This window comes from Pseudoglutamicibacter cumminsii (assembly GCF_003143995.1).
Taxonomy (GTDB): Bacteria; Actinomycetota; Actinomycetes; order Actinomycetales; family Micrococcaceae; genus Pseudoglutamicibacter; species Pseudoglutamicibacter cumminsii_B.
In genome coordinates, this window is record NZ_QFWG01000002.1 from 1 (window position 1) to 20,132 (window position 20,132).

19 protein-coding genes and 1 tRNA gene are annotated in these 20,132 nt (G+C 60.3%); 10 read left to right on the forward strand and 10 right to left on the reverse strand.

Annotation, left to right across the window (positions count from 1 at the left end; genetic code table 11):
* Positions 1-312 (reverse strand): terminase gpP N-terminus-related DNA-binding protein (locus CAY35_RS01760; RefSeq protein ID WP_219930433.1); only part of this gene is annotated, 312 nt, incomplete at its 3' end.
* Between the two features lie 391 nt (positions 313-703).
* Between CAY35_RS01760 and CAY35_RS09980 the strand changes: the two genes are divergently transcribed.
* The gene (locus tag CAY35_RS09980; protein WP_375231741.1) at positions 704-1,153 is read left to right on the forward strand and encodes a transposase; all 450 of its coding nucleotides are present in this window, start codon (positions 704-706) and stop codon (positions 1,151-1,153) included.
* Here CAY35_RS09980 and CAY35_RS01770 read toward each other — a convergent pair.
* The 3 genes from CAY35_RS01770 to CAY35_RS01780 form a co-directional block, all read right to left on the reverse strand.
* Positions 1,053-1,943, reverse strand: a complete 891-nt coding sequence (locus CAY35_RS01770) for an AEC family transporter (protein WP_109303082.1) — start codon at positions 1,941-1,943, stop codon at positions 1,053-1,055. The genes CAY35_RS09980 and CAY35_RS01770 overlap by 101 nt on opposite strands.
* Before the next feature lie 112 nt (positions 1,944-2,055).
* Positions 2,056-3,462 (reverse strand): MFS transporter, encoded by a 1,407-nt coding sequence (locus CAY35_RS01775; RefSeq protein WP_109303083.1) that lies wholly within the window; start codon positions 3,460-3,462, stop codon positions 2,056-2,058.
* 9 nt (positions 3,463-3,471) lie between these two features.
* The gene (locus CAY35_RS01780; RefSeq protein ID WP_258265587.1) at positions 3,472-4,563 is read right to left on the reverse strand and encodes an MBL fold metallo-hydrolase; all 1,092 of its coding nucleotides are present in this window, start codon (positions 4,561-4,563) and stop codon (positions 3,472-3,474) included.
* Positions 4,564-4,687: 124 nt separating this feature from the next.
* Here CAY35_RS01780 and CAY35_RS01785 point away from each other — a divergent pair, with 124 nt between their 5' ends.
* Complete coding sequence (locus CAY35_RS01785) at positions 4,688-5,626, forward strand: LysR family transcriptional regulator (RefSeq protein ID WP_181377445.1); 939 nt, start codon at positions 4,688-4,690, stop codon at positions 5,624-5,626.
* Positions 5,627-5,679: 53 nt separating this feature from the next.
* Here the strand turns inward: CAY35_RS01785 and CAY35_RS01790 are convergent, their stop codons facing one another.
* From CAY35_RS01790 to CAY35_RS01810, 5 genes are all read right to left on the reverse strand, one after another.
* Positions 5,680-6,510 carry a putative hydro-lyase gene (locus CAY35_RS01790; protein WP_109303085.1) on the reverse strand — a complete coding sequence of 277 codons (831 nt, stop codon included), beginning with the start codon at positions 6,508-6,510 and terminating at the stop codon, positions 5,680-5,682.
* A gap of 84 nt (positions 6,511-6,594) precedes the next feature.
* Positions 6,595-7,836: an NRAMP family divalent metal transporter gene (locus CAY35_RS01795; RefSeq protein WP_375231733.1), complete on the reverse strand. Its 1,242-nt coding sequence runs from the start codon at positions 7,834-7,836 to the stop codon at positions 6,595-6,597.
* A 254-nt stretch (positions 7,837-8,090) separates the two neighbouring features.
* Positions 8,091-8,161 (reverse strand) — tRNA-Gly (locus CAY35_RS01800).
* A gap of 121 nt (positions 8,162-8,282) precedes the next feature.
* Positions 8,283-8,774: an SseB family protein gene (locus tag CAY35_RS01805; RefSeq protein WP_109303086.1), complete on the reverse strand. Its 492-nt coding sequence runs from the start codon at positions 8,772-8,774 to the stop codon at positions 8,283-8,285.
* 58 nt (positions 8,775-8,832) lie between these two features.
* On the reverse strand, positions 8,833-9,771 hold the full coding sequence (locus CAY35_RS01810; RefSeq protein ID WP_146191891.1) for a M15 family metallopeptidase: 939 nt from the start codon (positions 9,769-9,771) through the stop codon (positions 8,833-8,835).
* Between the two features lie 164 nt (positions 9,772-9,935).
* On the opposite strand from CAY35_RS01810, the gene dcd reads away from it, so the two are divergent.
* Positions 9,936-10,517, forward strand: a complete 582-nt coding sequence (gene dcd, locus CAY35_RS01815; RefSeq protein WP_101630305.1) for a dCTP deaminase — start codon at positions 9,936-9,938, stop codon at positions 10,515-10,517.
* Between the two features lie 59 nt (positions 10,518-10,576).
* Here the strand turns inward: dcd and CAY35_RS01820 are convergent, their stop codons facing one another.
* A complete protein-coding gene (locus CAY35_RS01820; protein WP_109303088.1) occupies positions 10,577-11,935 on the reverse strand; it encodes an MFS transporter in 1,359 nt (452 codons plus the stop codon).
* 101 nt (positions 11,936-12,036) lie between these two features.
* On the opposite strand from CAY35_RS01820, the gene CAY35_RS01825 reads away from it, so the two are divergent.
* Genes CAY35_RS01825 through CAY35_RS01855 form a run of 7 tightly spaced genes read left to right on the forward strand, consistent with a single transcriptional unit; the run spans position 12,037 to position 20,117 of the window.
* Positions 12,037-15,135: a Na+/H+ antiporter subunit A gene (locus CAY35_RS01825; RefSeq protein ID WP_375231742.1), complete on the forward strand. Its 3,099-nt coding sequence runs from the start codon at positions 12,037-12,039 to the stop codon at positions 15,133-15,135.
* Positions 15,132-15,728 carry a Na(+)/H(+) antiporter subunit C gene (locus CAY35_RS01830; RefSeq protein ID WP_109303090.1) on the forward strand — a complete coding sequence of 199 codons (597 nt, stop codon included), beginning with the start codon at positions 15,132-15,134 and terminating at the stop codon, positions 15,726-15,728. Before CAY35_RS01825 ends, CAY35_RS01830 begins: the two co-directional genes overlap by 4 nt.
* Complete coding sequence (locus CAY35_RS01835; protein WP_109303091.1) at positions 15,728-17,440, forward strand: Na+/H+ antiporter subunit D; 1,713 nt, start codon at positions 15,728-15,730, stop codon at positions 17,438-17,440. The genes CAY35_RS01830 and CAY35_RS01835 overlap by 1 nt, the downstream gene beginning before the upstream one ends.
* The gene (locus tag CAY35_RS01840; RefSeq protein ID WP_109303092.1) at positions 17,437-18,108 is read left to right on the forward strand and encodes a Na+/H+ antiporter subunit E; all 672 of its coding nucleotides are present in this window, start codon (positions 17,437-17,439) and stop codon (positions 18,106-18,108) included. The genes CAY35_RS01835 and CAY35_RS01840 overlap by 4 nt, the downstream gene beginning before the upstream one ends.
* A complete protein-coding gene (locus tag CAY35_RS01845; RefSeq protein ID WP_309136515.1) occupies positions 18,105-18,464 on the forward strand; it encodes a monovalent cation/H+ antiporter complex subunit F in 360 nt (119 codons plus the stop codon). The genes CAY35_RS01840 and CAY35_RS01845 overlap by 4 nt, the downstream gene beginning before the upstream one ends.
* Complete coding sequence (gene mnhG, locus CAY35_RS01850) at positions 18,461-18,892, forward strand: monovalent cation/H(+) antiporter subunit G (RefSeq protein WP_258265589.1); 432 nt, start codon at positions 18,461-18,463, stop codon at positions 18,890-18,892. Before CAY35_RS01845 ends, mnhG begins: the two co-directional genes overlap by 4 nt.
* Positions 18,879-20,117 (forward strand): amidohydrolase, encoded by a 1,239-nt coding sequence (locus tag CAY35_RS01855; protein WP_109303093.1) that lies wholly within the window; start codon positions 18,879-18,881, stop codon positions 20,115-20,117. The genes mnhG and CAY35_RS01855 overlap by 14 nt, the downstream gene beginning before the upstream one ends.
* The last annotated feature ends 15 nt before the right edge of the window (positions 20,118-20,132 follow it).

The following is a 20,132-nucleotide window of genomic DNA, read 5'->3' on the forward strand; positions in this document are numbered from 1 at the left end:
TGACTCGCGGTAAGATCTCGCCCACGGATAAACCGACATTTTCGACGTCAGATCTAACTCACGAGCAATATCCTCTGGCCGCCAACCAGCTTCAAACAGCTCGACAGCACCAATCTTAGTTTCTAACGAATACCGCTTAACAGGCCGCCTTCTCCTAGGCTTACGGCCCTTAGGCTGAGGATTCCTCAACCATGAATACAACGTCCACCGACCGGGATATCCCAGCACACGAACCGTCTTCGTCACCGACTGAGTACGACGATAAACTGCCAAAGCTCTCGCACGCTGCTCGGGCGTATAAACAACTTTCACGAACAGAATCCTTCCAAGATTCCGTCCGCACCCCCGAATGTGTGGCAAAAATCCCGGTTTTCCCCTGTGTTTACGCGGCAGAATCGGGTTTCATCTTTTACCCACAAAACTTGTTACCTGGACAAAATGTGTGGCATAAATAGCGTTCGTTGCCCGTGTTTACGCGCATTACCCGTGTTTAAGGTTTCATTTTTGCCAGTCTGGCTGAATGAACGTTCCTCACTGCCCTTTTTGTCGTCGTCGTTTGCATCGTGGCGGTCACACCAGTTCTGGTAAAACCCGTTGGCGTTGCCGGGTTTGTGGCATTTCTCAAGTGCAACAAATCGACAAGCGTACGCACCAGTTCAAACAATTCATGAAATGGCTGCTGGGTCGTACTTTGATGCGGGATATGCCTGGCGGAGGACGTACCTTCCGTCGTCACACTGCCTGGTGTTGGGACTTGTGGCCGGTGTTCCCAACCGTTGATGAAGTTCACCCTGTGGTGTTTATCGATGGTATTTACCTGGGGCGTCAAGCTGTTGTTTTGATTGCGTCTACACCTCAGCACGTCCTCGGCTGGTATCTCGCTAAGACTGAGCACTCCGGGGCGTACCAGGGGCTGATGAAGCGGATCGCGGTTCCTTATATGGTCGTGTCTGACGGCGGGACTGGTTTCGCGAAAGCTTTACCTACTCAGTGGCCTGACACGAAACATCAACGCTGTTTGGTGCATGCTTCAAGACGGGTCACCCAGTTCACTACACAACGACCCAAAACAGCCGCTGGCCGGGACTTGCTTGTGATTGCGCGCGCTTTGACTGTTGCGCGGTGGGGAGCACACCGAGGATTACGGCCATGAAGATGCCGGCGGAGTCGAGCTGGAACACGACGGCGGCGAGGAACCACGCGATCAACGGGTGCACGATGAGTTTGAAGGTGAGCACGAGCATGACGTCGATCCGGCGGCCGCTGCCGTGCTGGAGCGGCTTGGAACCCACGAGCGAGATTCCGAACGCCATGAGCATCGCCGGGACCGCGGCGCCACCGAGGATTTCGATGGGGTTCATGACGGTTTCTGGGATGGTGGCTCCGGTGGTGGCTACGATGACGCCGGCGAGTGAGGCGAGGATCAGCGGGTTGGTTGCGATGCCTTTGAGCGCGCCGACCACGCCGGAGCCGACGCGTTGGGTCTGAACATCGAGGCAGATGAGGGAGAGCGGCTGGAGGATCGCGAGCTGGAACAGCAGGACCGGCACGGAGTAGGTGGCGTCGCCGAGCACGAAGATCGCGATGGGGATGCCGAGGTTAGCGGCGTTCACTTGGGCGGCGGACAGCGCACCGACCGTCAGTTCTGCTGATTTACGTTTGAGGGCGAGGCGCGCGATGAGCATGTAGAGAGCCATGACGATGAATGCGCTGATCGCCGCGATGAACACTTGCGGCCCGAAGATCACGGAGATGTCGGCGCGCGCGATCGTTTGGAACAGCAGGGCCGGGTTCGCGATGAGGAACGTGAGCCGGCTGAGAACGTACCGGCCCTCGGGGCCTAGGACGTTGAGGCGTCCGACAACGTAGCCGACCAGGATCACAACCCAGATAGCTGTGAAACCGGATAGCACGCCAAGCATCGCCGAAACGTTGCCCATCATGGTCTCCTTACACAGCTAGGCGGGTAGGTTCAGCGTTCAGCCCCGTCTGAGGCTCATCTAAACCTACCCGTCCGCGTCGGCTGAGGCGTGAGTCGGCTAAGTTATGCATCGCCTACGCCTGCGTCGCCTCCGCTTGCTGAGCTGTGACCTTCTTGGCGGCGCGGATTTCATCCATGGCGCCGGTGTGGACGTCTTCCGGCATCTTGTAGAAGGCGACTGTGAGAGCACCTATCAACGCGACGCCTCCCCAGATGACGCCGAGGGCCCAGAGACCGCCGGATGGGCTCCAGTGAACGAGCGCGGTGGCGATCATTGGGGTAAGGCCTGCCCCGAGTGCTGAGGCGAGCTGATACCCAAGCGATGCGCCTGTGTAGCGGATAGATGCTGAGAAAAGCTCGGCGACGTAGGCGGCGATCGGACCGTACACGAGGCCTTGGATGATGCCGTTTCCGAGGATAGCTGCGAACACATACTTGCCCATCTCGCCCGAGCCGATCAGATGTGTGAGAGGTAGGGCTGAGACGGCGGCAAGGCCGCAAGCAGCGACGAGCATGCGTCGGCGACCTACGTAGTCGGCGAGGCGGGCGGCAGCGAAGGTTACAAATAGCGTGACGATTGCAGCGATGGCTTTCCAGTTCAGAACAGTTGTGCGGTCGTTGCCTGCTTCGACTGCTACGGACACACCCCACACAGTGGTGATGGACTGGGTTATATAAACCGTGATCGCAGCGACGAGCGATACGATGACTGGCTTCTTGTAGTTCTTGATGACTTCGGCCAGCGGTGCCTTTTTCTTGTGGGCTTCTTTGTCCATCTTCTGGAAGGCTGGGGTTTCAGCGACTTTGAGTCGGATGTAGAGGCCCACGGCGATCAGGGCGCCGGAGATCAGGAATGGGATGCGCCAGCCCCACTCGATGAAGGCGTCGCCCGTCAGAACAGACATGAGCGACATCGTCAATGTCGCGAGAATTGCGCCGGCAGGTCCACCGGCATTCGCAAACGATGCGGCGAAGACGCGTTTATTGGCGGGAGCATGCTCGATCGCCATTAGAGCTGCGCCGGCCCATTCGCCGCCGACCGCGATGCCCTGGATGATGCGAAGGATCAACAAGGAGATCGGAGCGATCACGCCGATCTGCGCCGTAGATGGCATAAGGCCGATGAGTACGGTCACGACGCCCATGATGATCATGGTGGTTACAAGCGCTGTTTTACGGCCGATTCGGTCGCCGAAGTGGCCGAAGATGATGCCGCCGAGGGGCCGCGTAAGGTAACCGACAGCGAGTGTGGTGAAGGATGCGAAGAGGCTTAGGCCGGGACCGAGGTCTGCGAAGTAGAGGTGCGCGAAAACGATGGATGAAGCCGTCGCATAGAGCATGAAGTCGTAGAACTCGATCATCGAGCCGATAAAGCTTGAGGCGAGGATTGCCTTCATGTCTTTGGTGCGCAGGCTGGTCTGAGTGCCGTCACTTGCTGTTTGAGGCTCGCCTGAGTTTGTGGCAGTGGAATTCGTAGTCATGAGGAACCTCTACTTCGATGCGGTGTGGGTGATTTCGATGATGTCGAGGTCATCAGGGATCAAGAATGCGTCGCCCATCTGTGACTTTCCGTAGGCCCAGATGTTGGGATCACTGTTTCCGGGGACGATGTGGTGAAGGGCAAGCCGCTTGGCGCCGGCCTCTTGCGCGATGCGGACGGCCCCTTCGACGGAGGTATGCGACTTGTAGTGGTGTTGGCGGCCGGCTTGCACTTTGGGCCTGTCATCGTGAGCGTAGACTTCTTCAACCCAGCCGAAGTCGATCGCTTCGTGCAGCAGGAGGTCGGTTCCCTTAGCGAGGCGCACCATGTTGGGTGTTTCGGTGGTGTCGCCGCTGATGGTCACGGATCCATATTTCGAATCGAAGCGGAAAGCGAATGCCGGCGCAATGGGTGGGTGTTCCACGAGGATCGCAGAAACTGTGACCTTGTCGTCTTCGAAGATGACGAACGGTTCCATATCGGGCGTCGGATTGTCGTTGGGGTGGTATCCGGTTTCTTCGGGGATCTCGATGTCGTGGCCCTTGAAGATATCGGTTGGGGGAGTGCGAAGGGAATCCATGACGCGGTCGTTGAGGTCGGTCGCGTACGCCGCGAAGAGCGAGTCGAGCATGTCCTCGATACCCGGGGTCGGGTTGTTGGGTGCGACCGGCTGCGGTGGGTTCGTGGCCAAAGGTGACACAGGTGGCAGGGCACCGCGGTCGCCAGGACCGTAGAGCGGGAGCGGAGCGTCCCGGTCGGTGTCGAATGCGTACAGTCCGAATACGAGGAGCCCTGGGAGGTCCACGGTGTGATCGGAGTGCATGTGGGTCAAGAAGAAGCCTGCGAGCTGGCTAAAGTCGAGCCCTGATTGGCGGATGCGACGACCGGTTCCGCTACCAGCGTCGACGAGGTAGAAGCGGTCATCGACGACGACCGCGGTTGAGATTCCGTACCGGTTGCGGATGTTGTTTTTCCAGTAGCGGGGGCCGCCTGCAGTTCCGAGGGTGACGACTCGCATGCCTGGGTTGTCGATGCTAGCTGGGTTGACGGTCTCATCGCAGCGCGGCAAGCCGGTATCTGGGTTGATGTGCAGGGAACGCACTATGCCTCCTCAAAACGAATGTGGCCTGTGTCACATGGGTGCTTTCAAGTCTCCGTTCGGTCGAGAGGTATTTCAAACTATTTATTTTTTCAATCAATATAGCTAAGTTTTATATATGGATGGTTTGCACATCACGATCAGGCAGCTCGAGTATTTCCTAGCGGTGGTTGATCATGGCTCGATGAACGCCGCTGCAGAGGCTTGCCATGTCACGCAAGCGAATATTTCGAACGCGATAGCGGCTCTCGAAAAAGACATCGGGACGCAGTTGATCCTCCGAGGCAAGGGTCAACGCTCGGTTCCTACTCCGGCCGGGGAGCGATACGCGCAACGTGTTCGAGGGGTGCTGACGGCCATGGTGGAAGCGCATCAGGAAGCGAAGTCTGCTGGAGATAGGCTACGTGGCCCCCTGAAGATCGGCGGAATGCAGACCACTTTCGTCCTCTATTTCCCCGATATTGCCGCGCATTTCGTGCAGCATCATCCAGAGGTTGAACTGAGCTTTAGTGAGACAAACCCGCGCGGTTTGGAGGATGCGGTTGCCCAAGGAAAACTGGATGCCGCACTAGTGCTGGGGCAACAACGAACCCGGGCGGACCTGGAAGTTGAGGTTGTGGGGCGAGTCCGGCTCAAAGCTGTTTTACCCGAGGGGCATCCGTTGGCCGCTGAAGACCGAGTTTCCATCAAGGACTTAGCGCTGACTCCGATGATCATGTTGGATCCACCGGAAGTTCAGCGGCCTTTTGTACAGAAGGCTCAGGGTCTTGGCGTTGACATCACACCGACGTGGCGTTTCACTTCCTGGGAAGCGATCCGCTCTTTTGTTCGCCGGGGTCTGGGGGTTGCGGTCAGCAATATTGCGCCGCCGGAGGCTCTCGAAACAGGCCAGGGTGATGGCGTACCGGCGCAACAGCGAGTGTACGACGGGTTGGTGTATCGGCCGCTGCAGGAGGAGGTCTTTCAGAACACGATTGACGTGGTCTATCGGAAAACGCAGTTCCCGCAAGAGAAAATTGCGGAGCTGATTCGGATAGCCAAAAAGATCGGGTCTGAGGCGTTCTAGCCTCCCGCCCCGGCCGCCGCGCACTTACTGACCTCGCCAGCGGCGCCCCGCCCTTAAGGAACCTGCAGCTCGATGTTCTTGAGGTCGGTGATGAGCATGTGCCCGGGGCCGTGACCGATCGCGAACTCGGGTTTCGACGCCATAACGGCTGCCTGCGGGGTCACGCCGCATGCCCAAAACACGGGGACCGTGCCGTCAGGGATGTCCACGGGGTCCCCGAAGTCAGGTTCCGCGAGGTCCTTGATTCCGATCGCTTCCGGGTGCCCCACTTGCACTGGCGCTCCGTGCACGCCGGGGTAGCGGGAGCTGATCCGCACCGCATCGGCCACCCGATCCGCAGGAATGGGCCGCATCGAAACCACGAGCGGCCCCGCCATCCGTCCCGCAGGCTCACACTCGATGCTCGTGCTGTGCATCGGAACGTTGCAGCCCTGCTCGATGTGCTGCACCGGGATCCCCGCCTCCAGCAACGGTGCTTCGAACGTGAAAGAGCACCCGATGATGAACGTCACGAGGTCATCACGCCAATACTTCAGAACATCCGACGGCGTATCCACGAGCTCCCCGTCCCGGTACACGGTGTAGGACGGCGCATCGGTTCGGATATCGCCCCCGGCCAGCAACGGCCCCGTGGTCGCGCCAGCCTCAAGAACCCCGAGCACAGGGCACGGCTTCGGGTTGCGTTGCGCGAACAGCAAAACATCGAACGCCAGGTCCTTGGGCACGATGAGCAGGTTGGCTTGCGCCCAACCGTCACTGAAACCTGCGGTTGGCCTCCGCAGACCTTCGCGGAAGAGCGTGCGGGCTTCCGCCGGGGTCAAGCGTGCCACATCGTCGCCAGCACTGCTGTGTGCTTCTGCGCTGTTCACTGGAGTCGCGTTCATGTGTTCTCCTTCGTCCGCCTGCTTACTCGTCCGCTTGTTTAAAAGCGTAGGGCCTGATGCTCTCACGCATCAGGCCCTAGCTATTTATGCCCAGAGCTTGGCGAGCCCGCCGAGCGAGTTCCATCCGAGGAACAGCGTGAGCAGCCAAGCAAACACGCCGATCAACAACAGCCACGCTGGGTACTTGTAGCCGTTGAGCAGATCACGGCGTGCCCATGCAGCGTAGAGCAACACCGTCATCGAGATCGGGAGGATCAAACCGTTGAATGCGCCAGCGAAAATCAGCAGGGTCTGTGGCGCCTGGTTGATGATGAGGTACACGACCGCGCACACAGCGATGAACGCGACGGTGAGGATGTTGCGCAGGCGAGGGCTCGAATCGTGCTTAGTGATGAACGAAACCGACGTGTAGGACGCGCCGATCACGGACGTCAGACCTGCCGCCCACAGGATCACACCGAACATGCGCAGACCGATCTCGCCGGCCGCGTGGTAGAACGCGTCAGCCGCGGTGTTGTCTTGCGCCAGCGTCACGCCGGTTGCAACAACGCCGAGGATCGCGAGGAACAAAAGCACGCGCAGAATACCGGTCACGATGATGCCGAGCACCGAGCTCATAGTAATCTGACGGATCGCCTCAGGGCCCTTGATGCCGGAATCGATCATGCGGTGCGCGCCCGAGAACGTGATGTAACCGCCAACGGTACCGCCGATGAGCGTTGTGATGACGAGGAAATCGACCTGATCAGGCATCACAGTGTTCTTGAGCGCCTCACCAACTGGCGGGGCAGACACGATGGTGACGTAGAGCATCAGCAGGATCATGATCGCGCCGAGCAAGACCACGATGCGGTCCAACGCCATACCTGCCCGCTTGGACAAGAAGATCAGGATAGCGATCGCCGCAGAGATACCGCCGCCGATGCGCGGATCCCAACCGAACATCGCGTTGACACCCAGGCCGGTACCACCGATGTTGCCGATGTTGAACACAAGCCCGCCGATGAACACGAGGACGGCGATGAACCAGCCCACACCGGGCAGGACCTTGTTGCCGATCTCTTGTGCGCGCAGCCCGGAGACACCGATGATGCGCCACACGTTCAGCTGAACCGCGATGTCCACGAGGATGGACACGAGGATCGCGAACGCGAACGCCGCACCCAGCTGGACCGTGAAGTTGGTGGTCTGAGTGATGAAGCCAGGGCCGATGGCGGAGGTCGCCATGAGGAACATCGCGCCCATGAGGGCGGTGCGGTTCCCCTTTGTTAGCTTCAGCTTGGTTGAGGCGCCGGCGGTGCCGTCCTTCTCAAGGTTGGTAGCCATGATGCGTCCTTGGAACTAAGAAATGGAACTACGAATACGAATGAGTGATTGGGAGAATGCTAGCAGTAAAACGTGACGACTAACACAAAGCGGTTGTAGTAACTCCGAGGGTCCCGCTTTGAACGAGCCAGCCGGGCTGAATCTCCTGCCTAGAAACAATGCCCACGTGAAAGCAGCTCCCACTTAAAACAGTTCGGCCCCAGGCCAGCGAATGGACCTGGGGCCGAGCGAGAAACGTTCTTAGAAATAAAGAGAGCGGGTGACGGGAATCGAACCCGCGTCGCTTGCTTGGGAAGCAAGAGCTTTACCATTAAGCTACACCCGCATCGTTCACCACATGTAGGTGAACTCGCTTGGTGAACTCTCCGATTCTGGCACGCGACGCCGTGTTTTCCAAAACGTGTTTCGGCCGCCGCTGGTGCTCCCACGCCAGAACCGGTAGGTGGCTAGCTGTTGAGCACTTCGCGGATGTTTTCAACAGACTCGGCATCCAGCACGAGCCCGATCGGGTGACCCGGGTTGATCGCGATACCCACGCCAACTGCCTGGTGGAACGCCTGCAACCCCGGCATGCGGACCGCGTACGGAGCCATATCGATGAACTGCTGTGCCACGCGCGCAGGGTGCGTGAAAACTGCAAGCACAACCTTCTCGTCAGGTCCTTTGAGCAGTAGCGGCTGAACAACCTGCTGTTCGTCCGTGACTTCCTCTTCGGTCAGGAAGAACAAGTTCGCGGCAGCGATCTTGGACAGGACCTCGTTGCTTTCCAGTTTCCCTTCCGCGCCGTCAACAATCACGCGTTCGATGTCGTTGAACGGCTCGAGCTCGCTTTCATCCAGCATGCGCTCGCCGCGCTCCTGCTGAGGCTGCGCATCCTGCTGCGCATCCACTTCCGGCTGCTCTGGCTGTTCGTTCTTTTCTGGCTCATTGGTGCTCATGGTTCCAACCTACCGGGTTCGTTCGTGCTGGATCTACCCGCGGGCACGCGTCGGGCCCTTACTTGCCTGGTTTCCACTTGTAGTACTCCTCGAGGGTCAGCCCTTTCGAGGTGAGTTCGCGCGCCAGCTCAGTTCCGACGTAACGCAGGTGCCACGGTTCGTACCAGTATCCGGTGACGTCGGTCTTCCCGTCGGGATAGCGGATCACAAACCCGTATTTGTGGGCGTTCCGCGCAACCCACTGCCCGGCATTCGTGGTGGCGAAACAGCGCCGCAGGTTGCAGATCCCGTCGGAGACGTCGACGGCGAGGCCCAGTTGATGCTCGCTGGTTCCTGGTGCGGCGGACACGGAGTCCGCGTGTTGTTGGCCGTACGTGGCCCGCCAGTGGTTGTAGGTTGCGGCTTGCTGGTTGTAGGACCTGTAGCCGCTCACGGGGTGGAAGTTCACCCCGGATGCCGCCCCGTCGTTGCGTAGCTTTTTGAAAGCTTGTGCGGCTTCGCTTCGCATGCTTTGCCCGCTGCCGATGTGGACGAGGTCTTTAGGCGCGTATGTCAACGGTTCGAGGGGCCGCTTTTTGTTGGCCAGGACCTTGATGTTGTTGGGGTCGCTCGGGATCTCGGGGCTGCGGTCTTCCGCGCTTTCTGAGGGTTTTTCGCTTTCGCCTGGTTCCTTCGTCGAAGCGGACTCGGAAGGCTTTTCTGACGATGATGCGGATGGAGCCGCGCTGATTTTCGGTCCCGCGATGCTCCCCTTGGAAGGGGTCTTGTCGGCGTCGGCTGGCTTGTTTTCTGTGGCGTCCGATGCGCTGGCTGCGGCTGGCTGCTTCGCGTCAGGTGACGTTGCCGCTGGGCTGGTTTCAGCATCGTTGGTTGCTTGGCCACCAGAGCGGGAGAGTACGGTCACGAGGATCAGCGCGAGAACGGCAAGGAACACACCCACGGGAAGAGCCCACCGCGGCACAGTCCTCGCGGTCGCGGCGGCGTGCCTACCTTTCACGAGCCGATCCTTCCGGTGAAGTGAACCGCGCGCATCGCACGGACACCTTTTGTTGCGTGCACCTTTTACTATGTCAGATCTTCACTATGTCAGATGTTCGCGGTCCAGCTTTCAAATTGGCCCGGAAAATGCGAGAAATGGTGGCTACGCGATATTCTGAGCGTGTGTTGCTCTCAGATGGTGATATTCGTAAAGCCCTAGATTCCGGGAAGATCGCGCTCGAACCGCGAGGCGAGGACATGATCCAGCCTTCGAGCGTGGACGTACGCCTGGACCGTTACTTCCGGTTGTTCGACAACCACAAGTACCCGTACATCGACCCGTCGACTGAACAGGCTGAGCTGACCCGCCTCGTCGAAGTTGAACCAGACGAGCCGTTCATTCTGCACCCGGGCGAGTTCGTTCTGGGAGCCACCTATGAAAAAGTGACCCTGCCAGGTGACGTCGCCGCCCGCCTCGAAGGTAAATCTTCGCTCGGTCGGCTCGGCCTTCTGACCCACTCGACCGCAGGGTTCATCGACCCAGGTTTCTCGGGACACGTGACCCTTGAGCTTTCCAACATGTCGACCCTGCCGATCATGCTGTGGCCAGGCTCCAAGGTAGGACAGTTGTGCTTCTTCCAGCTGTCCTCACCAGCCGAGCACGCCTACGGCACCGGCCCGTACCTCAACCGTTACCAGGGCCAGCGCGGCCCGACCGCATCGCGTTCGCACCTGAACTTCCACCGCACCCGCATCGAAGACTAGGCGGCGGGGGAGTAGGCGGGGAGTAGGCCCCGTCACTCCGGCGCGGCAGCTCCTTCGCCCTAGGCCGCGCGCGTGGTCGTGTCTTCCCGCTTGATCCCTGGAACCATCGAGAACAGCACGATGCCGACCACGAAAATCACCAGGATTCCTATGATGCCGTAGCGGGTTGCGCTGCCATCCGCTCCCATGTTGTCCATGACCTTCGAAGCCACGTAGATCGAGGCCGAGAACAGCCCGGGGCCGAGGAACGTGACGGCGCGGCCCGTGGTCGCGTACAGGCCGAAAATCTCACCCGCGGTGTGTTCGGTGGTGCGGCGCGCAAGCAGTGCGCGCGAGGACGACTGTGCTGGCCCGACCAGGAGGCACAGGAACAGTCCGAAGACCCAGAACTGCCAGCTTTCCTGAGAGAACAAAACACCCAGGCCCGCACCGATCAGCGCGATCAACGCAACCATGATGACGGCGCGAGGGCCCACCACATCGTCAAGCCAGCCGCCGATGATCGCGCCCGTAGCCGCAACCACGTTGCCAACCAGCGCGAACAGAATGACCTCGGTTTGATCCATGCCGAAAACGGTGGCCGCGATGATCCCACCGAACGTGAAAACAGTCGCCAAACCATCCCGGTAAATAGCAGACGCCAACAAGAACCACACCGTCGGCCGGTCCTTGTGCCACAAGCTCTTGATGCTGCGCCACAACATCACATATGACTCACGCCAGCTCGCTTTAGGCCCCGGAACCGCAGGGATCTCCGGGACGCTGAAGAACATCGGGGCGCAGAACACCGCCATCCACACCGCACAGAACACAGCGACCATGCGGATGTTGAAGCCCTCATCGGGATTTGAACCGAACCACGGAACCACCGGCTGCACGAACACGAACAAAACCGCCGCGAGCGCAACAATGCCACCCAGATAACCGAACGCCCACCCAATACCGGAGATCCGGCCGATCTTATGTTTCGGGGCGATCTGCGGGAGGATCGCGTAATAGTTCACGTTCGCGATCTCGCTGAAGAACGTAGCAACGCAGATCAAGAGGATCCCTGGCCACAAATACGCAGGCTCCGGCTTGATGAAGAAGCACGCCGCAGTCGCGAGAACGATCATCCCGGTGTGGAACGCGAGCCACTGTTTGCGCTTACCGCTGCGGTCAGCCCGCAGGCCCAAAACCGGCGCCGTCAGCGCGATCACCGCACCCGTCAACGCGACCGCGAGCGAAAGCTGGGACGCGTTCTCGTCAGGGTCACCGAACGACTCCGACGTCAGGTAAACCGTGAACACGAACGTGAGCATGATGGAGTTGGTGACGTTCTCGCCCCAGTCCCACAGCGACCACGTGAAGACCTGTTTTTTAGTGCCCTGCCCGTAGGCCTGCGGAGCGCCTGGGGCGGCGTGAGGGGTTGTGTGCATGTGAAGAGCCTATGGCGGGGTTCCGTAGAATAAAAGAGACTGTGGATTGTTTGGATGGGCGGTCCCAGTTTGTCCCGTACATCGAGACGTTAGGTGAAACCGTGCTCCCAGTCCTGCTTGCACTGTTCGTCGCGGCATTTTTGGCCCCGCTTTTGGTGCGCTGGATTGGTAGGAACGCGTTCTATGTTTTGGCGCTGGTCCCGGCCGCAGGTTTCGTGTGGCTGACCACGGTGGTTGTGCGGGGAATGCCCGGAAACTTGGGGGAAATTGCCCCGGGAACGGTCGGCCAAGATCTTATTCCGCAAGAGGAATATACGTGGATTCCAACGTTCGATGTGGAGTTCGCTTTCCGCTTGGATCCGCTGGCTGCCGCTCTAAGCTTTTTGATCCTCGGAGTGGGCGCGCTCGTGTTGCTGTACTGCGCCCGCTACTTCAAATCCGAAGACGCCTCGATCGGTCCTTTCGCTGCGCAGCTAACGGCGTTCGCGGCCGCGATGTTCGGCCTTGTGACGTCAGATGACTTGATCTCCCTGTTTATTTTCTGGGAGATGACCACCATCCTGTCCTACCTGCTGATCGGTTACGCCCGCTCGCGTCTCTCTGCACGCCGTTCAGCGCTGACCGCGCTCATCGTGACCACCGCAGGTGGCCTTGCGATGTTCGGTGGGCTCGTGATGCTCGGAGTTACCGCCGGTACGTTCCGGCTCTCCGAGATCCTCATGATGACCGACGCGCTGACTGCAGAGAACGCGGTGGTCACGGCGGCGATCATTTTGATCTTGGTGGGCGCGATCTCCAAGTCTGCGTTGTTCCCGTTCCACTTCTGGCTTCCCGGCGCGATGGCCGCACCGACCCCGGTCTCGGCCTATCTTCACGCCGCGGCGATGGTCAAAGCTGGCGTTTACGTCGTTGCGCGTTTGGCGCCAGGGTTCTCGGACACTCCGGGGTGGACGCTGCTGACCGTCGGCTTCGGCCTCTACACGCTGTTGCTGGGTGGCTGGCGTGCGTTGCGCCAAACCGATATCAAGCTCGTCCTGGCCTACGGAACCGTGTCCCAGCTCGGCCTCATCATCGCGGTCCTCGGCATCGGAACCCCAGCGGCGATGCTCGGTGGGCTTGCGCTCATGCTCGGCCATGGCCTGTTCAAATCCGCGCTGTTCCTGGTCGTCGGCGCGATCGACCACGGAACCGGTACCCGCGATCTGCGCAACCTTTCCGGCCTGTGGAAAGCACGCCCGGTTCTGTTTGTGTGCTCGGTCATCTCCGCGGCTTCGATGGCAGGCCTTCCTATCACCTTCGGCTTCATCGCTAAAGAAACCGCCCTCGCCGCCCTCATCGAGGCGCCAACGGACGCGAGCGTTCTCGTGACCGTGATCTTCGCGCTCGGCTCCGTGCTGACCTTCGCGTACGCCGCCCGTTTCGTGTGGGGCTCCTTCGCAACCAAGCCAGGTGTCGAGCCCACCAAGATCAGCTGGACCCAACCGACGCTCGCAACCCCTATCGTCGTGCTGACGCTCGGAACTATCATCCTCGGCTTCGTTCCAGGCCCAGCCGATGCGCTCCTGAGCCCCGCGGCCAACGTCTTCCCACATCTGGAGCCGCACACGGCACCGCTTGAGCTGTGGCACGGGTTCACCATCGAGCTCGCGATCACCGCTGGGATCGTGGCGCTCGGCCTCATCATGTTCTTCGCGCGGGAAATCGTCGCTAAGGCCCAAGCCCGCGTCCCGGCGCTCATCGATGGCGAACGCACCTACCGCTACGTCATCACCGGAATCGACTGGACCGCGCACCGCGTGACATCCGCGTTGCAGCGAGGCCAGCTGTCCTACTACCTCGCGGTCATCCTCGTAACCGCGCTCCTGGTTCCGACCATCGGTGTTCTCGCGGGCGGTGGCGTCTCATTCGACCGCGGCGAACAGACCACGAACCTCGTGTTCACAACCAAGCTCGTCAACGTCCTGATCCTGGTTGTCATGGCGGTTGGTGCGGTGGCCGCGATGCGGGCACGCCGCCGCTTCATGGGCGTGCTGATGGTCTCGCTGACCGGCTCCGGCATGGTAGCTCTGTTCGCGTTCCACAGCGCGCCGGACCTCGCTGTGACGCAGCTGTTGATCGAAGTGATCGTGCTGATCGCGTTCTTGCTTGCGCTACGCGTTTTGCCGGCTTCGGTGTGGCAAGGCCGGCCTCGTAGGCGCCGGAGCGTTCAGCTCGCCGTGGCGATCGGCTTCGGTGTTTTCACGGCCGTTGCGGCGGGCCTCGCGATGGCGGCACGCACCGCAGACCCGATCTCGCTCAAGTACCCGCAGCTGGCCGTTGAAGGCGGCCACGGCCACAACATCGTGAACGTGACGCTCGTGGATATTCGTGCTTGGGATACGTTCGGAGAGATCACTGTTCTAGCGATCGCGGCGACCGGTGTTGCGTCGCTTATCTTCGTGGTGACGCGCGGGGCGGACCGGACTCGCGCAGGCAACGTTGCGCCCGGCTCGATCGGCACTGTGTACGCCTCGGCGGTGCGTCAGCGTGTGGCGAGCGTCTTCCTTGACGCTGAACGTGCAGATACGTCCTCGGCGTGGCTCGTAGCTGGCCGGACGCTTGCACCGGAGCGGCGCTCGATCATCATCGAGGTCATCACCCGGCTGATCTTCCACTCGTTCATTCTGTTCTCGATCTATCTTTTGTTCGCGGGCCACAACTCGCCGGGCGGCGGTTTTGCGGGAGGCCTGCTCGCGGGTCTCGCGCTCGTGTTGCGGTATCTCGCAGGTGGCCGAGTTGAGCTGGCCGAAGCGATCCGTATAGGCCCAGGCCCACTGCTCGGTACGGGGCTCACGATCGCGGCAGCCTCGGGCATTTTCCCGCTGTTCTTCGGCGGGCAGGTTTTCCAGACCGCCGTTATTGATTTCACCTTCTTCGGTGAGCATCACTTTGTGACCTCAACGATCTTCGATATCGGCGTGTACCTCATCGTGGTCGGCTTGGTCTTGGACGTTCTGGAATCGCTGGGCTCTGAGCTCGATGTGCGCCTTGACGCGGAGATCCAGCACGTGAGTGAAGCGCAGCAAGCGTTGGTGGGCTATGACGGTGCGGCTGTGCGCGGGCAGAACTTCTCACGCGGCGGCAGCACAGGTGGCAACTCAAGTGGGCCAGGTGGTGCGACAGGTGCAGGTGCTGACGAAGGATCGGAGGTGACCCGATGACGATCGATATAACGATGCTGTTGATGGTCGCGGTGTTGGTCTCCGCGGGCATCTATCTGATGCTTGAACGCACGCTGACACGGGTCTTGTTGGGCATCCTGTTGCTGGGCAATGGTGTGAACGTTTTGATCCTGACGGCTGGCGGGCCAGGTGGTTTGGCGCCGCTGGTGGGTGGGGACGTGCCTGCGGAGGATTATTCGGATCCGCTTCCGCAGGCGATGATCCTCACGGCGATCGTGATTTCGTTTGCGGTCACGGCGTTTTTGCTCGGCATGATTTACCGTTCGTGGTGGCTTTCGCGTGCGGATGAGATTCAGGCTGACGCTGAGGACGTGCGTGTTTCGCAGGGAGGCATTGTGCACGACCCTGAGGAAGACGGCGAGCTGCACGTCGAGGATTCCGAGTTCGCGACGCCGGATGAAGTCGAATCGGATGACGACGGCGGCTTGGGTGAGGACCCTGACAACCTGACTCCGGCTCAGGCGGCCCGGACGCGCGCTGAGTCGCGCAGGGTTGTTGACGAGTACATGGCGGAGATGGCGCGGGAAGCTGAACGCGAGGAACGCGAAGAGCAAGAGAAGGGTGATCGCTGATGAACTGGGATGCGTTGCCTTTCGATGTTGTGTCGCTGACCCCGCTGGTGGTTGTGCTACCGATTCTGGGTGCTGCTTTGGCGTTCGTGTTTCAGCGTTCGCCGCGTGCTCAGAGGTTCGTTTCGATCACGACGCTCTCGCTTTCGTTGCTGATCGGTTTCGTGTTGTTGTTGCGGGCGTATTCGTTGGGCGCGGCCGCGGTGACGATGGGTGGCTGGGCTCCGCCGTTTGGCATCACTTTGGTCGTGGATGAGTTTGCGGCGTTGATGCTGGTGGTCTCGAACGTGGTCTCGCTTGCGGTGCTGATTTACGCGACGGGGCAGGGCTATACGGACCAGAAGGGCGACGGCCCGATTTCGGTGTTCTATCCGACGTACATGTTCTTGGTTGCGGGTGTTTCGAACGCGTTTATCGCGGGTGACTTGTTCAACCTGTATGTGGGCTTCGAGATTTTCTTGACCGCGTCCTATGTGTTGATCACGTTGGGTGGTTCGGCTGAGCGTGTGCGCGCCGGCACAACCTATGTGGTTGTTTCGGTTCTCTCGTCGATGCTGTTCTTGATTTCGATCGGCGTGATTTACGCGGCGACGGGCACGGTTTCGATGGCGGATGTTTCGGATAAGATCGCGCAGCTTGGCCCGACGACGCAGACGTTGCTGCACCTGATGGTTTTGATCGCGTTCGGTGTCAAGGCGGCGGTATTCCCGTTGAGCTTCTGGCTTCCGGACTCTTATCCGACGGCGCCGGCTCCGGTCACGGCGGTGTTCGCTGGCCTGCTCACCAAGGTGGGTGTGTACGCGATCGTGCGCACCGAGACGCTGCTTTTCAGGGACAACGACCTCTCGGATCTTCTGATGTGGGTCGCGGTTCTGACGATGATCATCGGTATTTTGGGTGCGCTCGTCCAGACCGAGATCAAACGTATGCTCTCGTTTACGCTCACGAGCCACATCGGCTACATGGTTTTCGGTATCGCGTTGGGCACGCAGACCGGTTACGCGGCGGCGATCTACTACGTCGCGCACCACATTTTGGTTCAGACTTCGTTGTTCATGGTCGTGGGCCTGATTGAGCGCCGTGGCGGTACGTCGAATATTGAGCGGCTTGGTTCGCTCGCTAAGCTCGCCCCGTTCTTGGCGGTGCTGTACTTCATCCCTGCCATGAATCTCGCGGGTATCCCGCCGTTCTCGGGCTTCATCGGCAAGGTCGGTTTGGTGATCGGCGGTGTCGAGGATGGTTCGGCGATGGCGTGGGTCAACATCGCGGCTTCGCTGCTCACGAGCTTGTTGACGCTGGTTGCGGTGGCTCGCGTGTGGAACCGTGCGTTCTGGCGCCGCGCTGAGGACGCCGAGGATGCGGATCCGATGCTGTTGGAGGCGATGAACAAGAAGTTCCGTCGCGTCCGCACGTATGAGGCGGTAGCCCAGTTCCCGGATTCGCGGTACTCCGACCACGGCAATGTGAAGGTCCTTCCAGGGATCATGGTGGGGTCCACCGCAGCGCTGGTGTGCGCATCGTTGGCTTTGACGATTTTCGCGGGCCCGCTGTTCAAGCTCACAGACAAGGCGTCTGCCGCGATGGTCAAGGGCGAGGAATACCGGGTGGCCGTGTATGAGGCATCGAACCGTGCTGCGCCAGAGCGGGGTGGCCCGGAGGATGGCAAGGGCCGCACCTTGGAGGATCCGTCCGGTGAAGGGGGTGCGGGCAAGTGAGCCGTTTCGTGAAGTCGATGCGCCGCCTGCTGGTTGAGCTGCCGCTTCTGGTGTGGCTCGTGGTGGTGTGGTGCATCTTGTGGCAGTCGTTCGCATTCGCGAACATACTGTTTGGCCTGGCGCTTTCACTACTGATTGTGCGTGTTTTCCGGCTGCCGCCCGTCGTGCTTTCGGGGCGGTTCTCGCCGATCCGTGGGCTCGCGTTCATGGGCTGGTTTGTGGGCCAGATTGTGTCTGGTTCGCTCCAGGTCACGTGGGTTTCGTGGAGGCAAGGTAAGAATGTCACGAACGCGGTGGTTGAGGTTCCGTTGCGTACGCGTGATGACTTGCTGATGACCGCGGTGGGCCATGTGGCGTCGCTGATTCCGGGTTCGCTGGTGGTGGATGTGGACCGCCGCCATGGGACGTTGTACCTGCATGTTTTGGGAATCCGGAACACGGATGAGGCGAATAGGTTCCGCGCGGATGTTTTGGAGATTGAGCGGCGCCTGATTTATGTGATGGGTTCTCGTGAAGAGCTGGGGCTGTTGCGTAAAGAGGAGCTGCGGGTCGCGCGTGAGTTGGTTGCTGCTCGTCGAGAGGCTGATGGCTGGCATTCGGTAGACGCCGCGGTTGACGCTGAGCACGCTGTTGAAGCTGAACGCAGTGAGGGAGGTAGCGTCCGATGATGTGGTGGGCTGAATACGGCTGGTTTGGCTTAGCCGCATTGGCGGCAGCGGTGGTGCTGGGTTTGGCTGCCGTGTTGACGGTGGTCCGGATTGTGCGTGGGCCGTCGCTTTTGGACCGGATTATCGCCTCGGATGTTTTGTTGGTGATTATTTCGTGCGGCTTGCTGATTTGGATGGCGGTGTCGAGTGACTTTTCGGCGTTGCCGATGGTTTTCTTGGCGTCGGTGATTGGTTTCTTGGGTTCGGTTACGGTCGCGAGGGTTACGGCCTCTTCTGCTGCTACTCAGATGCCGGTCGAGGGGACGGGCCCGGACTCCACCCATGGTGCGGGGACTGAGCGGGGTGATTCGGCGTGAACTGGACGTTGTTTTGGGATATCACCGCGGCTGTGTTGATGATCGGCGGTAGCCTGATGAGTTTGTCTGCGGCGATCGGTATGCTCAAGTTCCCTGACGTGCTGTCCCGTATGCACTCGGCTGCTAAGCCTCAGGTTTTGGGGCTTTTGATGATGCTGTGTGCCGTGGCGATCAAGACCACGGTGTGGCAAGCGATCCCGGTTTTGGCGTTGATCTGGATCATGATGCTTCTGACCAACCCGGTTTCTGCTCACATGGTGGGGCGTGCCGCGTACCGTTCTAAGCACCTCAAGCGGGCAACGCTGATCGAGGACGACCTCGAGGCGGTTGTGAAGGCCGCCGAGGACGCGGAGGACCACCGGACTCCGCGCGGTGAGGCCCTGCACCACCCGACTGCTGTGCAGGCTGAGGTCGATGGCCACCACTGAGCGCGCAAGGGCCATTCTGAGCGGGCTCGCGTCAACGCGCCCTCAGCGCGAAAAACTGTATAAGTTTTTCCACCAGAACCCTGAGCTATCCATGCAGGAGCACGTGACCTCTGAGCGGATTCTGCAAGAGCTCGAAGCCACAGGTATTTCTGCCAACCGCGTCGGCGAAACCGGCGTGGTTGCGGTCATCGAAAACGGCGACGGCCCGGTCGTGGCGGCACGCGCGGACATCGATGCGTTGCCTGTCAAGGAAGTCTCGGGTAAGGATTACGCCTCCACAGCAACACAGGTTGATGACAAGACTGGCGCTGAGGTTCCGGTGGCACACGCGTGCGGGCATGACGTTCACCTCATGTCGCTTCTGAGTGCGCTGCAGGCATTCAGCGAAAACAAGGATCAGTGGTCCGGAACCTTCGTTGGGGTTTTCCAGCCCGCCGAGGAAACCGCTGAAGGTGCACGGGCGATGCTCGCGGCAGGCGTCGAGGAAGCAATGCCACGGCCCGATGTGTACCTCGGCCAGCATGTGCTCGCGAGCTTGCCTGGGGGTTACGTGGGGACTCGCCGCGGGCCGGTGCTCTCCTCTGCTTTCTCGGTCAAGGTCACGGTGCACGGTAAAGGATCCCATGGCTCGATGCCGGAGCTCGGCGTGGATCCGGTTGTCTTGGCGTCCAGCATCGTGATGAGGCTTCAGACCGTCGTTTCGCGTGAAGTGGCGGCCAGCGAGACCGCTGTGGTGACTGTTGGTGCGATCCACGCGGGAACCAAGTCCAACATCATTGCTGATTCGGCCGAGCTGCTCATCAACACTCGTGCATACAGCAGCGAAGTGAGTGAGCACCTGAAAGAGGCGATCGAGCGCATCGTACGAGCAGAGTGCCTTGCCGCCCGCAGCCCGCACGAACCAGAGTTCACGTACTACGACCGCTACCCGCTGACCGACAACGACGCTCAAACGACTGACAGCGTCCGGGACGCTTTCGACGCCTACTTCGGTGATGAAGCCTGTGACCTGGATGCGGTGCCTGCATCCGAGGATTTCTCCGTCATCCCTGACGAGTGGGGCGTTCCGTATACGTACTGGGGGCTCGGCGGCTTCGCTGATACGAGCACCGCTGTTGGCAACCACAACCCGGCTTTCGCTCCCGACCTCCAACCGACTCTGGACCGTGGGGTTGAGGCGATCGTCGTAGCCGCGTGCGCATGGTTGGGGAGACGCGCTGAGTAGGTGGCCATACATAGA

Coding starts and splice junctions, on each gene's coding strand:
- CAY35_RS01795 (WP_375231733.1), bottom strand. CDS start 7,836: ATGGCTACCAACCTTGAGAAGGACGGCACCGCCGGCGCCTCAACCAAG.
- CAY35_RS01805 (WP_109303086.1), bottom strand. CDS start 8,774: ATGAGCACCAATGAGCCAGAAAAGAACGAACAGCCAGAGCAGCCGGAA.
- CAY35_RS09980 (WP_375231741.1), top strand. CDS start 704: ATGCCTGGCGGAGGACGTACCTTCCGTCGTCACACTGCCTGGTGTTGG.
- CAY35_RS01820 (WP_109303088.1), bottom strand. CDS start 11,935: ATGCACACAACCCCTCACGCCGCCCCAGGCGCTCCGCAGGCCTACGGG.
- CAY35_RS01770 (WP_109303082.1), bottom strand. CDS start 1,943: ATGATGGGCAACGTTTCGGCGATGCTTGGCGTGCTATCCGGTTTCACA.
- CAY35_RS01845 (WP_309136515.1), top strand. CDS start 18,105: ATGATGTGGTGGGCTGAATACGGCTGGTTTGGCTTAGCCGCATTGGCG.
- CAY35_RS01830 (WP_109303090.1), top strand. CDS start 15,132: ATGACGATCGATATAACGATGCTGTTGATGGTCGCGGTGTTGGTCTCC.
- CAY35_RS01835 (WP_109303091.1), top strand. CDS start 15,728: ATGAACTGGGATGCGTTGCCTTTCGATGTTGTGTCGCTGACCCCGCTG.
- CAY35_RS01775 (WP_109303083.1), bottom strand. CDS start 3,462: ATGACTACGAATTCCACTGCCACAAACTCAGGCGAGCCTCAAACAGCA.
- CAY35_RS01790 (WP_109303085.1), bottom strand. CDS start 6,510: ATGAACGCGACTCCAGTGAACAGCGCAGAAGCACACAGCAGTGCTGGC.
- CAY35_RS01855 (WP_109303093.1), top strand. CDS start 18,879: ATGGCCACCACTGAGCGCGCAAGGGCCATTCTGAGCGGGCTCGCGTCA.